Annotated in this window: 11 protein-coding genes; 2 read left to right on the top strand and 9 right to left on the bottom strand. The window is 50.1% G+C overall.

What is annotated here, in order from left to right:
* Both dnaA and dnaN read left to right on the top strand, forming a co-directional pair.
* Complete coding sequence (gene dnaA, locus FBF28_00005) at window positions 1–1,347, top strand: chromosomal replication initiator protein DnaA (protein ID QJU07971.1); 1,347 nt, start codon at window positions 1–3, stop codon at window positions 1,345–1,347.
* 260 nt (window positions 1,348–1,607) lie between these two features.
* Window positions 1,608–2,708 carry a DNA polymerase III subunit beta gene (gene dnaN, locus FBF28_00010; GenBank protein QJU07972.1) on the top strand — a complete coding sequence of 367 codons (1,101 nt, stop codon included), beginning with the start codon at window positions 1,608–1,610 and terminating at the stop codon, window positions 2,706–2,708.
* 1 nt (window position 2,709) lies between these two features.
* On the opposite strand, the gene FBF28_00015 is transcribed toward dnaN, so the two are convergent.
* The 9 genes from FBF28_00015 to FBF28_00055 all read right to left on the bottom strand — a co-directional run bounded on the left by FBF28_00015 (window position 2,710) and on the right by FBF28_00055 (window position 15,471).
* Window positions 2,710–3,519, bottom strand: coding sequence for a hypothetical protein (locus FBF28_00015; GenBank protein QJU07973.1), 810 nt, complete (start codon window positions 3,517–3,519; stop codon window positions 2,710–2,712).
* Window positions 3,506–4,852: a CHAP domain-containing protein gene (locus tag FBF28_00020; protein ID QJU07974.1), complete on the bottom strand. Its 1,347-nt coding sequence runs from the start codon at window positions 4,850–4,852 to the stop codon at window positions 3,506–3,508. The genes FBF28_00015 and FBF28_00020 overlap by 14 nt, the downstream gene beginning before the upstream one ends.
* Entirely contained in the window at window positions 4,837–5,253 is a 417-nt protein-coding gene (locus FBF28_00025) for a hypothetical protein (GenBank protein QJU07975.1), read from the bottom strand. Before FBF28_00025 ends, FBF28_00020 begins: the two co-directional genes overlap by 16 nt.
* A 59-nt stretch (window positions 5,254–5,312) precedes the next feature.
* Window positions 5,313–5,813 (bottom strand): hypothetical protein, encoded by a 501-nt coding sequence (locus FBF28_00030; protein ID QJU07976.1) that lies wholly within the window; start codon window positions 5,811–5,813, stop codon window positions 5,313–5,315.
* A complete protein-coding gene (locus FBF28_00035) occupies window positions 5,810–8,998 on the bottom strand; it encodes a hypothetical protein (GenBank protein QJU07977.1) in 3,189 nt (1,062 codons plus the stop codon). Before FBF28_00035 ends, FBF28_00030 begins: the two co-directional genes overlap by 4 nt.
* Window positions 8,999–9,013: 15 nt before the next feature.
* Complete coding sequence (locus FBF28_00040; protein QJU07978.1) at window positions 9,014–10,876, bottom strand: DUF87 domain-containing protein; 1,863 nt, start codon at window positions 10,874–10,876, stop codon at window positions 9,014–9,016.
* Window positions 10,869–11,759: a hypothetical protein gene (locus FBF28_00045; GenBank protein QJU08795.1), complete on the bottom strand. Its 891-nt coding sequence runs from the start codon at window positions 11,757–11,759 to the stop codon at window positions 10,869–10,871. The genes FBF28_00040 and FBF28_00045 overlap by 8 nt, the downstream gene beginning before the upstream one ends.
* 187 nt (window positions 11,760–11,946) lie before the next feature.
* The gene (locus tag FBF28_00050; protein ID QJU07979.1) at window positions 11,947–12,846 is read right to left on the bottom strand and encodes a PrgI family protein; all 900 of its coding nucleotides are present in this window, start codon (window positions 12,844–12,846) and stop codon (window positions 11,947–11,949) included.
* Between the two features lie 9 nt (window positions 12,847–12,855).
* Window positions 12,856–15,471, bottom strand: coding sequence for a hypothetical protein (locus FBF28_00055; GenBank protein ID QJU07980.1), 2,616 nt, complete (start codon window positions 15,469–15,471; stop codon window positions 12,856–12,858).
* Window positions 15,472–15,768: the final 297 nt, after the last annotated feature.

Below are 15,768 nucleotides of genomic sequence, written 5' to 3' on the forward strand. Positions count from 1 at the left end.
GTGAATAGTCAAGCTATTTGGCAGGGAGTGCTGGGTGAAATTGAAGTTTCAATTCCGCCATCGTCATTTTCGACTTGGTTTAAGTCGACTGAGCTTGACATTATCTCCGATAACGAGGTGGCCGTCCTGTCACCCAACCCTTTCGTGTTGACACAACTGGAAAAACGCTACTATCAGCGCATCGCTGACGGCTTAAAGCGAAGCGGCCTTGCGGTCTCGACGATTCATTTTCGACCCAAAAAAACAGCTGTTCGAAAGCAGCGCCTCAGCCGTGATGAACCAAATTCAGCGGCCGCCACCCAACCGATCATCAAGCAGTCTAAAAAATCAGCAACCAACCTCAACCCGCGCTACACCTTTGACAACTTTATCGTCGGCTCGAGTAATGACCTGGCGCACGCCGCCTGTCAAGCGATTGCCGCTAATCCTGGCACTAAATACAATCCGCTTTATCTCTATGGCGGTTCGGGACTTGGCAAGACCCATCTGATGCAAGCTGTTGGTAATGAGATTATCAAACGCCAACCCTCCGCTCGCGTATTATATACCACTACCGAGACCTTTGTCAGTGAATTTCTCGACTCGATTCGCTTCAAGAAAAAAGGATTTTCCGATAAATATCGTAACGTCGATGTCCTGATCGTTGACGATATGCAGTTTATCGCCAATAAGGAAAAAACTCAGGACGAGTTCTTTCACACTTTTAACGACCTACACCAAAACGACAAGCAGATCATCATCAGCTCTGACAAGCCGCCGAAAAGCATCCCCACCCTGACCGACCGCCTGCGTAGTCGCTTTGAGTGGGGTATGACGATTGACGTGCAGATGCCCGATTATGAAACTCGCTGCGCTATCGTCACCGCCAAGGCTGGCCTGAGCAATATTGAATTATCCGCCGACGTTATCGAATACCTCGCTACCAATTTCAAGACTAATATCCGCGAGCTCGAGGGGGCGCTCAATCAGCTACTTGCCTACGCCGAGATGCAGAACATCACACCCGATGCCGAAACCGCCGAGGGATTACTTGGTAATATCAAGCGTTCTCGCCCGCAACATATCACCGCCAAGCAAATTATTGACAAAACCGCTCGCCACTTTGGTGTTGAGGTCAAGGATGTGTGTTCGCCAAGGCGCGATAAATACATCATGCAGCCACGCCAAATCGCCATGTACCTGCTGCGGAGCGAGCTCAAGATGAGCTTTCCAAAAATTGCCCAAGAGCTTGGCCGCAAAGACCACACCACCGCCATTCATTCGGTTGACAAAATTAGCAAGGAGATGCTTATCAGCGTCAACATTCGTGAACAAATTAATGACATCCGAGACAAACTCTATGTGTAAAACCTGGGTAAAACGTGCGCATAACCAGCGACAAACTTGTGAACGACTATCCACCACCTTGGCCGTGCGCAGACAAACCTCACACCACCGCGTGGATAATCAGCATATTATCCACGACATGATACACAGCCAATCCACTACTTTTTCCACCGGCACAGCACTGTTACCACCCCTGTTTGAACACAATATTTACCCAGTTTCCACAGCACCTATTATTACTAACCACTGAATAAAAATAAGAAAAGGATTATAATAAGAATATGAAGCTCACCGTCACCCAAGAAAACCTCGCCAGAGCCCTCGCTAATGTCGGGCGCATCGCCGCTAGTCGTAACGAACTGGCGATACTGAATAACATTTTATTACGAACCGATGGCTCTCGGCTGGTCGTAGCGGCGACGAATCTGGAGATCGCCTCTACCCAGTATGTTGGCGCCAAGGTCGAGAGGCCCGGCTCGATAACTATCCCAGCCCGACTAGTGAGCGAGTTTGTCGCCAGCCTGCCAAGTGGTACGGTCGAGTTGGAGGTTAAGGACGAGCATCTACATCTGACCGCAGACAAGTTTTCATCCGTTATTAATGGTGTCGTGGCGGATGAGTTTCCGGAGCTACCGACAGTGGACGAGCAGACAGCAGTACGACTGGATATGAGCGCCGATGAGTTAAAAAAGGCAGTTTCGCAAACCATTATCGCGACATCTAGCGACGCCACGCGGGCGGTGTTAACTGGTGTGTACTGGCATACCTATAATAGTGAGTTGTATCTAGCGGCCACGGACGGTTATCGGTTGGCGGAGAAACGGCTGATGAGATTTGACGGTGAAATTACCGCCATCGTGCCAGCATCGACACTCCAGGAGGTGCTGCGGAGTCTCGATACCGAAACAAGTGACGTAAGTTTGTTTTTTGATGAAACACAGGTCGGGTTTCGGACGGATCATCTAGAGATCGTGAGTCGGCTGATCGATGGCAAGTTTCCCGACTATCGTCAACTGATTCCTAAACTCGCCGAGACCGAGGTGGTAATTAAAAAAGCCGATTTCCTGCGCATCACCAAGGTTGCTAGTCTATTTGCGCGCGAGTCCGGTGGTGGTATCACCCTCACGGCTAGTCACGAGCAAGCGCTACTATCAATCCATTCAATCGCTTCGGAACTCGGCGAGAATACTTCTGAGGCCAGCGCCGAGGTGTCGAGCGACGGTGAGATTACGCTCAATTCTCGCTATCTGATCGAGTCGCTCGGCGCCACTGATGGCGAGACTGTCACCTTCTCGTTTAACGGTAAGCTGTCGCCATGCGTCATCTGCGAGCAGACCCCTACGCCAGATTGTATGCATATTGTTATGCCGTTGAAGCGCTAGGTTAGTTAAGTGATCGACCGTCTTGAGTAATGGTAATTCGTCGATTATTATCGTAATCAATAGTGACGTTGTAGGCTAATTTATCCTCGACGGTAATAGTAAATGATAGTGTATTTTTTCCTGTTGATGTATCGCGTGTAATATTTTTTATCGTTGTTTGCGTGGCGATGCGCGATAGCCTATGGTCATAAGAATAATCACTCATGATTAGCTTTTCAATGTAGTCAGTGTCATTGCCGGTTAGCTGGTCGGACAAAGAGTTGTCATACTGGTCTTTTTCACCACCCCAGTTTATGACTAAGTACGGGCTTCGTAGTCCACGCATTCGCGAGAAGTCATCATTACAGCCAAAATAACCGTATATTAGCTGATCGGTTGGTAGACACGAAACGGTTGTGCCATATTGATACTGAGCATCATCGTCAAGATTGGTCTTTTGTGACCACGTATATTCAACGAGATACGACTGCTGTAGGCTTTTAATATCAACAATGAAGTTAACAGTGTGGATATCTTTTGCTTGATCATGAGTTTGCTTAAACGACCCGTCGCGGATAAGGATGTCTTTGATGGAGTTGTTTGGTAAATCACCCGTGTAGTTGTTGCGGATGGTAGTATATAATGCGTGACGAATTGTTTCGAGGGTTTTAGTGTCGGTCGGTTTACCATTTGTATATGTACTGAGATTTTCGATATGCATTTCTCCACCAAGAGGGTTGCGTAGCAGTAGTGTATAGGCAATCGTAGCGATAATAACAATGCCGATAAACCCCAAGATAATGAAAATTAGTTTTTTATTATAGTGCAACATTACCGCCACCTCTACTTGTATTTGCTCCAACATAGCTCGCCACTGCTGACATATCAACTTCTGGGTAGGCAAACTCATCCGGAAGATGTCCGAGCCAAGTTTTTGGATCATTAACCTTACCCGTAAGGATAAATCCAGATCCGCCACCTCGTTGCGTGCCATCACCGCGGCCCTTACCTGAATTACCACAACTTGCGTGGCCAACGATGACATTATCGCCCTGAATGCCGAGGACAACTCCGGTGTGACCATAGCGTCCACCAGACCAACTAAACACAGCGCCGACTTTTGGTGTTTTACCGGTCGGTAGCTTTCGAGCATTTCTTAAGTGCTTAACAACGTGTTCGCCATTACCTGTGGTGCCGAGGTTTTTTGTTGAAGTAAATTTTTCAAGGAAGAATACAGAGAACGACACACAGTTTGATCCCCCACCATTACAAGTATTCCACAAGTAGTCACCCATAGCTTTGCGGCTTTCATTATTTTTATTTTCGCCGTAATTCATCATGAATTTCTTCGCTTGCTCTTCGTTGAGACCGCCTTCGGAGATGGTGCCGCCTCCACCTCCACTACCGTCACTACAGTTAGTGGCAGCACCAGAAGCGGCAGCGGCCGCGCTAGACGGATCTGGTTCCCAACTCATAGCTTTCATGGTATAAGCTACGCGAACTATAGTCTGTGGAATGCCAGCACCAAAAAATTTCTTTACCATAATAACAGCAGCAGCTGCGGCGTTGCCTGATGCTACCATCTCAGCTAACACGTTTTTACGTGAAGTTGGTGCAAGGTTCTGGAGTTGCCACCAGACGATAGCTAGTTGCACCTCGAGACTGGTAACATCACCCTGGACGCCAGCCTGCTGTTGCCAGTAGAGGACGGCTACGCCAGGGTCCCATTGGGCGATTCCCCAGGCATCGCCCATACCAGCCGGTTTACTCGGGTTCCACGGGTGATACTTACCGCCGGCCTTGAGCGGATTTGGCTCGGAGCCTTTATTTTGACGAAGAATTGGGTTACCTTTTGACTCCTGATATAAATTACCAACGATTGCTGCTGCAACAAACTTTGGCGCACCTTTGGATATAAAGTAATTAAATGCTTTCTTTAGATTATCTTCGCCGACTAGCTCGCCTGCCGCCCCACTCGCTGACTGTGCGGCATTTGGTGAACAGTTTGTATCCTCAGAATTATTGCTAAAAAGAATGTTGTTGTCTTCAAATGTTGCCCGCAGCTGATCGGTATTTAACTCGGCAAATACTGGTGAACTCCCAAAAAGAAGCGAAATGATTGATATAATAACAGCGACTCTTTGAAAGGCTAATTTTCGTTCCATAATTTTCTCGCTCGCTCTCTTGCGTTATCTGGTAATGTGTTACCGCTGGTTGTCTGCCACGCCTCTTTGCCGGTTGAGTATGCGATGAGCTGCAAATTGCCGTGACCATCTTTCTTTAATATGACATATAATGTGCGCGATGGGTTGTTGGTCGCAATATTGGCGGCAATTGCTTTCAGAAAAATCCACTCATTTTCGAAGTCAATTTTTTCGAGAAATGTTTGTCGCGGTGTTGTCGTAACTTGTAGGTTGGTAAAAGCAGCGGAAGCCGATTCGCGCAATATTTTTTCTGGGATTGTAAGATTTTTAGTTGGTCCTGGATTTAATGGAGTGTTGTTGCGGATAACAACTAGAATAATGACGATTATCAGTGCAATTGCTGCAATACATAGCCCAGCCATAATCGTCAACGATCGCCTATCGTCACGTGGCTGCTGGGAGTAATAACTCATGTTATCTATCATAACGCTACTGGCTCCCCACTTGCGGTTCGAATGGTGACGGCGTTATCCGCGATAGTAAACTGCACGACATACGCGGCGGTGTTCTTAACAGTTACGGTGAATGATATTGTCTTTTCGTTAAAAACCACATTAGTGATCGTCCCAGACACAAGGGCATCAGAGGTCACATGTTTACTTACGTAGTGGCGAAGAATTGCTACAACGAGCGAATTTTGGGTGTCATCATTGATGAATGCAGCCAGTGTTTTATTGGCACTATTCTTCGTATCCCACCCACTGAGGACTAACTGCTGTGTGGTTGGCTGGCCACTGCCGCCGGTTGGTCCCTCGTACTGCCCACCTCCCGACCGGGTGGTAGAGCTATCATTAGACGACTGCGGCGGAGTCGACGGGTTTGTGGGTAGCAGCAGAATGACGACAACGACCGAGGCGGAGAGTGTGAGGAATGATAGCGTAGCAATAATTGCTGTTTTGTGTGCTAAAAGGAAGTCTCTCACGACGACTGCCCTCCAATTTTTTTCGGTCCAGTGATTACCCACATACCCGGTGTACCATTTCCTTCGCCAAAGTGGAACTGGCTCGCATCAAAGCCGGCTTTATTTTCAGTATTTGAGCGCTTATTCGGGTCGCCAACGAGGAACTTACCATCAGCAGTCTTTCCGCGAATAAACATAATGTGACCACCACGAATAAACGGGGTTGCGCCACCGACCGATATGAGAACCAGGCCACCTTCGGACAGGCCTTTTGAGGCATTTTCGGCACTTGGCTGCACTTTCTTGATCGTAATACCGAACTTATCATTAAATAGCTGGGCCTTACTTTCCCATATCCAATTCGAGCCACAACGTCCACCGCCTATCTGGCCACCGTTTTGGTGGAAAAACTCAGCCATTTTTTCTGGATCAACGGTTGTATTGCCGACAGTCGAGACGATAGCGGCCATAGAGGTTGGTGCGCAGCCACACTCACCAATATTACCAATGCCGTATTTTTTATTCTTCCACGGCTCTTCTGACTGATAGTACATCTTGATCTGGTCGAGATTTTCGCCAGTTTGGGAGTTTGAGGCGTTATTAGACTGATTGCTGCCAACAAGTTCTTCGTCGTCTTCACCGTTGATGGAGTTTTGGATCTGATAATCCATTAAAAAGACGGAGATGGCGGCGAGGGTTCTGCTGTCGGCGGTGTCGATTGAGCCAAAGTCGGTGTCGGCGCTTGTTTTGCCATTTTCGCTTTCGACAACAGGACGATAACCGCCACTGGAGAGCTTGCCAGTACTTTGCCTGGTACTAGATTCATCGAGAACGCAGCCGGTCATATTGGTCGAGTATTCTGCTGAGCTGACATCGCTACAAGATTCAATAAACGATTTTAGCGGCGTATTGTCTTTTATATATCCTTTACTGACCAATGCCTCAATGTCGTCTTCTTTTTCTATATCAACACTTTCATCAATCCACCCAGCCTTTGCCAGGATCTCTCGTGCCTCCTCAATACCCATATCGTCCTGCTGTTTAGTGAAGCCCGTACACCCAGCGCCGGCAAAGTTCACTGCCGGGGTAACGTCGCGGCCATTAACCTCGGACTTTAAGCCAAAGTCTTCGGCATAACCACAGTAATTTGCCGAGTAGTTATCGCTCGCGTTGGCGGCGGTTCCAAATGAAAGCGCCATTGCTGGGAGGCGGATAATATTAGAGAAGATTGAAGCAAAAGAATTATTGTAACTGCCAGATTGGAGCATCATCTGACGTAAGTTAAAGGTAAGGCTACCAAGGAATGTGTGGCGGCTGGAGGTATCGAATGGGCTGAGCGAGGCGAGGTCGTATTCACGTTGTTGTCGCTCGTTAGCGAGACGAACTTGATTAAAACTAGAGAGGCCTTTTTTAGATAATACCGGCAGATGTTTTGCTGAATTTGCTGCAGCAAAAAATGCACCAGCCGATGTTCCGAGCATGTCACCAAACTCCCTACCCTTGGCATTCGCAATATCATTATCACCGACGATGGCTTTAAAAATTGCCTGAACTGCTGCACTTGTGGCTGCTTTGGTTATTTCGCCTACAATGACAGAGGTGATCTGAGAGATTGCGAAATTACCCACTGCCTTGACAATACCACCGATAAGTGTCGGCGCTGCTAAGGCTGTCGCTGCTGCATCGACGGCCATAGCAGAATACATAGCCTGATCGCTCATGATGACGTTGCACGCGCCCTTGGTGGCATCTTTGTATTGATACATTGCCTGGATGGCTGGGTGGCGACGAACCTTAAGCCCGGGGGCAAACTTTTCAGATAGCGGAACTTTATTTTTATTGACACCCATAGCGGAGAGCAGAAGTGGTGAATCAAGAGCCGACTCGGCTTTGCCATTGCTGCCTTTGTGGCGAGAGGTCAACATTGTACCAACGAATTCCATACCGGCAGCAGTCATTGCGAAACGCGGATCAAGGCCTGAAGCTTTTTGTTGTGATCCCGGCGAGAGAACCATGTTGGCTATTGGTGGAATAAGTGCTGCCATTTGCGCTCCGGCAACACCTCCAACAACAAAATCAGGTATGTGTCCGGCGATACAGGCGCCTGTTGCGAGGGTATAGGCCGAACCAGCACGCCGCGCACGCTTTAGTTTTTTATCGGCATGTGCTTTGGCTTTGTTGCCCGACTCTTCAATGTCTGATTGGTTTATTTTATCATCAGCACGATATTCTTCGGATGGGGTCTTCTTTTTTTCACCGTCAGAGCCTGTTGAGCCTTGATTTTGTCGGTTATTCTTTTTGTTTTCTTCGGCCCATGTGGCCGCTCCTCCGTTTCGTTTTATACGCTTAAACTTACTAAAGAACTTTTTGGCGAGATATTTACTTGACCAGACACGAAACCGCATATTAAATGCACCCGATCGACCAAGAACCTTGGCGGCAAGGCCGCGGTTTTCTTTAGCGCTTAAAAAACCAGGCAAGTCTTGAGCCTTGATGTGTTTGCCGTCAACAATAAATTTTTCGGGGTTACCATCGGGGTAGCCAAATCTTTTCAGGTTAAGCGGTTTGCCTTTAGCATCGGCCGCCACGACACCGTGCTTTGCGAGACGGCGTAAACCTTTATTTGAAATCGTGCCGGCCTTGCACTTCATCTTTTTACTATTGCAAACGCCGGGCTTTGTGATCATATTCGCCAAGTTTTTTGCGAGACGTCGTTCAGAGACAACTGAACTAGAATCGTTGCCAAGAGTTAGGTTTTCCATGAGATTGATGAGCATTGATGCCGGACCAAACACCGAAGCCAGTAGACCACCACCAACACCAAATAATATCATTAAACCAGCGATACCGCCGCGTTTTTTAGCAAGAGCGATGAGCTTAGCGGCTTGACTTTTGGGCATAGTTCGATTAGATTTTTCTGGTTGATAAAAACCACTTTGTGGTCCTTGATTTGCAGTACCATTCTCTTTGTCTGTTATTTTTTGCGCGGCATCTTCAACACCGGTATCTCGATCTGACCGGTAGCTGAACTGGTCACCGTCAAGGCCATCATCCCTTAAACCAGCCTCTATCTGGTCAAGCGCTGCTTGCTCACCAGCATTCAGTCTCTCCGAGGGGCCATCATGTAGCTCAAACGGATTTGCTCGTCCATCAGCATCAGAGTCGGTCGTGGTGTCAAATCGCGGCGGTTTTGTTGCTGTTGCCATATGCCTCCAATTATACTACACTGCCCCGTACCCGCCGAGCGGCGTTTCTGATGGTAGTTGATGTCGAGAGATCGGCGAGGTGTTGATGAGTTCGTATTCGGTATCGCTGGCCTGAATCTGGATGTGAACGTGGTTTTGTCCGGCAAAGAATAACCCCTGCCCCACGGGGAAATTGGCGAGGCGCTTTTGCTCTTCCTCGGTTAGCTTGAAGACGCTGGAAAGGACATCAACGGCGCTGGTTGACTGCTTGAGCAATAGCTGCATCGACGAGTTAGCGACGATGGCCCGACCCATCTTGCTACCCATAAAGTCCTCGACGTCCTGGGTGATGGTCGTGAGGCCGAGCTGGTATTTGCGGGCGCGCTTGGCGAGAGAAAACAGGAAGTTGGCCGAGTCGTCGTAGCGCATCAGCTGCCACGCCTCATCGACGATGAGCATGCGCCGCTTTTGGTCGGTGCGTGTAATATTCCAAATGTGATTGAGGACAATATACATGGCGATCGGCCGCAATTCGTCCTCGAGGTCGCGGATATTAAAGACCACCATGGTGTTATTGATATCGATGTTTGATTGCTGACTAAAGATACCAGCGAAAGTACCCGAGGTAAACTTGCGGAGCCGTTGGGCGAGGCTTGGCCCGGTGCCGCCCATATGAAGCAGTGTATCGTAGAGGTCGGCGATAGTTGGCGGTGTCGAATGGTGGGTCAACGGGTCAGCGGTGATGCCGACGCGGGCGTAGGTGTCAATCAGTGCCTGGTCAATATCAGCCTCTTCAGCGGCTGTCAGTCCAGCGATAATCTGCCCGCCCGCCGTCGTCTGTGAGCCACCCAGCATCTGCCGCAACAGTCCATGCAGCGTCACTAAATTCGCCCTCAGCGCATCGTCCGCCTCATCGGTATCAATTACTCGCGGTAGATCAAACGGATTGATGCGGGTGTCGCTGTTGAGGCTGAGTCGAATGTAGCTGCCGCCAACGGCGTCGGATAATTTCTGGTATTCGTTTTCTGGGTCGATAATCACGATGTCTGAACCAAGCATCATGCTGCGCAGCGCCTCCAGCTTGACGGTGAACGACTTACCGGCACCAGATTTAGCGAACACTACCATGTTGGCATTCTCGAGGGAAAAGCGGTCAAAAATCACCAAGCCGTTATTATGCATATTAATACCATATAACACACCCTTGCCGTCAGTTAGATCGGCCGAGGTAAACGGAAAGCTGGTAGAAATAGCGCCAGTATTCATGTTGCGGCGAACCTGGAGCTGGTCGGTCAGCTGTGGAATGGTGCTATTGAGGCCCTGCTCCTGTTGGGCCGAGGCAACCTTAGAGAACACCAGCTGCTGGCCAAAAATTGTCTCGATCTTGTGCTGGATAAAGTTGAGCTCATCAATACTGTCGGCATAAATCGTGATGTAAAGGCCAAAGCGGAAGAACTTTTCCGAGCCGATCTGTAGCTGATTGCGTAGTTCCTCGGCGTCCTGCAATGCCGCTTCCATCGCTGGGTCGCGCACCTTGCCCTTCTCGGAATTGATGCTGAGGCTAGCCTCGAGCTGCGTCACTTTCTTGCGTAAGTTGTTGAGCACCACCTGGGTGTCAACTGGATAAATGAACATGCTAATATCTAGCACCTCGTCGATGTTGATCACCGAGCTGAGCCAACCGGTGTATAGCTCGCGCGGATAGCCGTAGACGTACATGGTGCGCCCATACTTTGAACCGAGGCGGAAGTGGTCGGATTTGAGCTCGAGACTGCTCGGGGCGATAAAGTCGCGCAAGGTTCTCACACCGGTGAGAAAAGCCTGCTCAACCTCGGCCTGCTCGCGGGCCCGCTGTTGGGCGGCGATATCAATGGCGTCCAGCTTCTTTTTTCTAGCCATGTCGTACTCCTCCATATCCATGTGGCGATTCGCCTCGTCCCTTGCGGACATAGGTCGTCGCTAGTTCATCGGCGCCAACACTCAATGGTTGTTGCGGTGCCACGTCAGGGTTGTATGAACTGTAGAATAATTCGCCCAGCTGTTTGGTATTAAGCTGCGAACTCTTCACGCCCATCTGAAACAGTCCGCTCATTACCGAATCAACTCGGTTCTTGATTTCATCCTTGGCCTTCTCGTAGGCGGTTTGTTCAATCTTGGTGACGGTGTTGTCTTTCTTGCCGCCAAAAAAACTATCGAACAGACCCTTGGCCTGCTGTTTAATAACTTGCATGTCGCCGCTCTGATAATACGGCACCACGATATAAAAATCCTTATCCATAATATTGGCTTCTTGGGCGAGGACATCGATGAAGTTGATATAGTCGTCCATCAGCACGTTCAGGAGCATATTGTCTTGGTTGCGGCGGATGTCAATCAGGCGGTCGATATACGGCCCGATGTCAACGCGACGCGAGCGAATGAGCACTTGAACCGGAAAATATAACGAATTAAGGAAGTTTTGGTAGCTAAATTCAATTCCCTCCCGCTCGCGGCCACTCATCAGATCGAAGTTGATTGACTGACATTGAACAATCGCCCGAAAGCTGCCGTCATTCATGATGATCATATTCTCGCGCATCTCAGAAAATAGCAGCGTGTTCTGGGTGCTGGTCGGACCTTTTTGTTGGGGTTTTGCCTGGTTAGTTGGCTGCTTGGCGGGCTGTTGCGGGGCTGGCTGTGGCTGGTTGGGCTCGGATGCGGACGGTGGGTTGGGGGCTGGTTGCGCTGTCGGCTGTGCGCCTGGCGTCGGCTGGGCTGGCGCCTGCGGTAATTGCTGTGGCAGCGGGCTGAACTGATCAGGGTACTGAGCGTACGGTGAGGTTGGTTCTGCGGAGACTGGGTCGGGCCCAGAGGCAATAACCCCCGGCATGGTTGGCGGATTTGACGGTGCGCCAAACGGTGGTGCAGCGGCTGCATCTGGTGGATAGTGATATGGTTGCTGTTGCTGATCTGGTTGCATGACATCCCACCTAGTGAAGCGAAATCACGACTTCCTTATCATGTTCTTTTTGGATGCGACCGGCCTCTCGTTGGAGCGAGGCGACTGACAGATCGCTGTGATTACGCGCTAAGTCCATTATAGCAGGCGAGACGGGTGCTGTGCTAGGGGGCACCTGGTCGGCGTGGGTCGTCGTGGTCGCCTGCTCGCTGATGGGCGTAATGATGGACTGCTGCATAGTTGGATAGGGGTTGAAGGTCGAGGTCTGTAGCGAGTAGACTTGGTCGTCTTGGCTGTCTTGGGTGGTCTGGGTGGTTGGGGTAGTTTGGGCTCGCTGCATTTGCTGGACAATTTCATCATGGCGTCTTTCGTCGGCTCGCTCAATGAGTGTTTCAAAGGCGCGGGCTGTCTTGCTGCTTGGGTCGAGCGGGTCTTGGGCGGTCTGGGCCTCGTTGTACCAATCCGCCTGCATTGAGCTGTTCATCACCGAGCTGTTTGGATTATCGACACCGCGCACCGACCAACCGTGCGTGTCCACCAGCGTCGCCAGATACGACAGCCGGCGATTGACCTCGGCCTGGTCATACCCCTTGCCGTACTGTTTTTCCTCAACCCGCGGAGCGATCACCTCGACCATTCGCTCAATGCCATCAGCTCGCCACAGTCGCTGCTTGGGCTTAAGAATGAACGAAATAACCGCCGCGAGGTACACCTCCATCGGCTGATCCTTGCGCAGCGGCAAGGCTAACGCCCCGAAAAATAGCGCAACCGGCACCGGGATAATCGCCAGCGGCGGCAGCACCGAGAATAGCCCCCACGCCAGCGCAATCATGCCGATCGCGACGATCAAGAAAATAAACTGCTTGAAACTAAACGGCCCGAGCAGCTTGTCTTCAGCTTCCACATCCTGGGGAACTTTGTAGACAGCCATTGGGTACTATTATAGCAGATTTTGAATGCCTTTGAGGGCGTCTCCCTGCTCACGACTATATCGGCCCCTGTATAGCTTATCAGTTAAAACAGTTGTAATGCTCTTGTTAAGGAATTTCTTCGCCTCTGGTGTCAGTTGTGCGGCAATATTATGCTTCTGCATCATATCAAGCGTATCCTCAAGGAACACCGCGTCACTTGCCAGGGCTTTGTCAGCACTCAACTTACCCTTCTCAAAAGCCTTTATCATATTGCGCACCTTGAAGGCGTCACCAGTATCCTTGATGGCATTGGCCTGTATATCAACACACTCCGATCCACCTAGCCACCATGGTCGTGCACTATTGTTTTTCAGCGCAACACCAAGCTCCTGAGCGAGGTCGTCTGTCAAATTGTTCATCTGTACCTTGCTGAGCATATCGAGTAGCGGTTTAGCACCACGACTGCTTGCGATCTTGCGACCAGCTGCATTCCTGATGTCGTCAGTTGCTGGGATATTGCCAACAGCATTGCCGCCGATGAGGCTTACTGTATCGGCATCGCTCACATTGCTGCCGTTAAGGATAGCAGTGGCGTTCTTGACCGATTCTTCATAGGCGGCACTCACCGTTTGAGCGGCAGCAGCGGCGGCGCGCCGCGACCCAAGGTCATCACTCATACCTGGAATTGATGCATAGTAAGCGTCCTCGATACCACCAGCGGCCGATCGAAGCTCTGCGCCGGTATTGTTATCACGCATGGCGCGGGCGAACTGATCATTAAGGACGCGATCGATACCACTCTTGCGCAAACCTTGAACCGCTAGAGTTTGATGTGAATCGCGTGCTCGTTGTACAGCCTCTTGGACTGCGGTGTTATCGGCAACATTTTCTGGCAATTCCCCGTGTCCAGTCTGAAGCGCCGTAAAGCGATTGTCGAGCACCTGCTTCTCAGCATCAACCATCTGACGAATAGACCGTGACTGGAAATCCTGAACGATGGCCGCCTGGTTGGTGCTTTGATGTGCGTTCCATGCTGATTGCAGCCTTCCTTCGGCGATATTTTTATCTTCTTCAACAGAGCGCCTAAACTGGTCAAGCTTCCTGTAGTTAGTGGTTTCGGTGCGCTGTACGTTTGACTGATTACGCAGCCCCTCTAGCCTATCCTTACGATTTTGCGATGACTGCGCCAGTCTGCGTCGCCATGCCGTTGGGGTAAATTTGCTATTTGGACGTTTGTTGAGTTTTTTATGTTTCGTAATCTCGCTCTGCTCTTTTGCCCAGTTCTTAGATCGGTCGAATAATCCCTTGCTGCGGTCATTAACGAGGCCGGTGAATTTGCCGAGGAGTCCGCCGCCCAACTTAATCATCAACGGCGTTAGGGCGAGTGGTGCGATCTGGACTGCCATACCGAGGATATACATCACTGCCCCGTTCGGTCCCGCGGCATTTTGCATAATGACTGAGCCCGCCAGCTGTGCCCCACCGAAGGCCGCCGCAAACCCCGGGAAGAATATTAGCATCGTCAAGAAGACGTCCTTCCATTTATCAAACCACTTTTCTGTCCCCGGCAACAAGTAAGCCACAAAAGCCAGCGGTGAAATGATAATCAAAATAACGATCAACGCCTGACGGGCGGCCATAATGATAACAACGAGAAGAATAACAAGTCCAATGCCGCACAAAAGCGGCACAACAAAAGGAAGTAGCTCGGCTCGCATATGGAGCCCCGCAGCCAGCGCCGCACCGCCAGCGGCACCTCCCAAAATCTGGAAGGTGACCTCTTGCCAGGTCATTGGTTCAGACGCTGGCGCCGATCCGCCCAGGGTGGCGACTGTGTTACGAATATTCATGAACATGTCTTGGAGCGCACTTCCGGCGATGTTTGATAGGTCGAGGAGGATGGCGCAGACGTGGAACGACAAATTAACCAGTATCGCCGCGACAATCAACCGAGGCAACATCTTTTTGATGCCATAATTGGAGATGCCCATAGAAGTAATTTGTGAATAAATAATGACTATGAACATGACGATAAAGATACCGTTGGCGATATTGCGAACGATGTTCCAGGCCAGAAAGATGCCACTGGTCTGATTACCCGTCTGAAGCGGCGGCACCACAAGGAAGCTTTTAAGCACCCCAAACATCCAGTCGATGGAGCTAGCTAACCACGCCGAAACGGGACAAAGGATCCAGCCAATGCCGCCGGCAACCTCGCACGAAGAGGCAGAGTTTTGGCTCGGAGGGTCAATTGATAGTGTGGTCGATTCCTTCTTGGTGTAAGTGTTTGGCGCAGTGTACGTGAATGTCGTTAGGGACACCGAGGTCATCGATCCGAGGTCGCCTGTTGACGGAAAGTGAATGACGCGGACGTCTTGATTATTGGCCACAGTTTTCTTGGACATGTAGACCACTTGGTCAGACCCTAAGTCAAGGGCCTTTAGTTTGTCGACGTCGGAAACTCGCTCAAAGGTCTCGTTGTCGTAGGATATTTTGCTACTATCCCATTTCGCGTCCGCCGCCAGCGCCTGGCTCGAGGTTACGACCGTACTCAAAAAAATACTGACTAGGAGGCCCACCGCCAGCAATATAAACCACTGCAACCATCGCATTGACGATCGCTCTCGTGAACGTAACCACTCCATTACTGGCAATGGTAGCATTTTTATAGAGAAAAGTCAATAGTTTTAGCTGGTGGCAGGTGGATTATTGTTTCGATTATCGCGGTTATTTTGATTATTTGGCGGTGCTGAAGGTGGGGATTGCGGTGGAGCTGGCCCTCTGCCTGTTCCGGCAACGAATGTTCTCCCCGTCGGGGTGTCTGACGGGACTGCCTCGGTGATATTGTTAATTTCTACCGTAGAATTAATCGCATTTTTGACGTCATCTGCTGTTACGCCACTCATGTCATGTGGTACTCGCAGCTCCTGAGGTTCGGCTGC

It is taken from the genome of Candidatus Saccharibacteria bacterium oral taxon 488 (assembly GCA_013099195.1).
In the GTDB taxonomy this organism is placed as follows: domain Bacteria; phylum Patescibacteriota; class Saccharimonadia; order Saccharimonadales; family Saccharimonadaceae; genus Nanosynbacter.

Excerpts from the sequence above, each read along its gene's own strand:
- FBF28_00020 (QJU07974.1), bottom strand. The coding sequence starts at position 4,852 with ATGGAACGAAAATTAGCCTTTCAAAGAGTCGCTGTTATTATATCAATC.
- FBF28_00040 (QJU07978.1), bottom strand. The coding sequence starts at position 10,876 with ATGGCTAGAAAAAAGAAGCTGGACGCCATTGATATCGCCGCCCAACAG.
- FBF28_00025 (QJU07975.1), bottom strand. The coding sequence starts at position 5,253 with ATGGCTGGGCTATGTATTGCAGCAATTGCACTGATAATCGTCATTATT.
- dnaN (QJU07972.1), top strand. The coding sequence starts at position 1,608 with ATGAAGCTCACCGTCACCCAAGAAAACCTCGCCAGAGCCCTCGCTAAT.
- FBF28_00055 (QJU07980.1), bottom strand. The coding sequence starts at position 15,471 with ATGGAGTGGTTACGTTCACGAGAGCGATCGTCAATGCGATGGTTGCAG.
- FBF28_00035 (QJU07977.1), bottom strand. The coding sequence starts at position 8,998 with ATGGCAACAGCAACAAAACCGCCGCGATTTGACACCACGACCGACTCT.
- FBF28_00015 (QJU07973.1), bottom strand. The coding sequence starts at position 3,519 with ATGTTGCACTATAATAAAAAACTAATTTTCATTATCTTGGGGTTTATC.
- FBF28_00050 (QJU07979.1), bottom strand. The coding sequence starts at position 12,846 with ATGGCTGTCTACAAAGTTCCCCAGGATGTGGAAGCTGAAGACAAGCTG.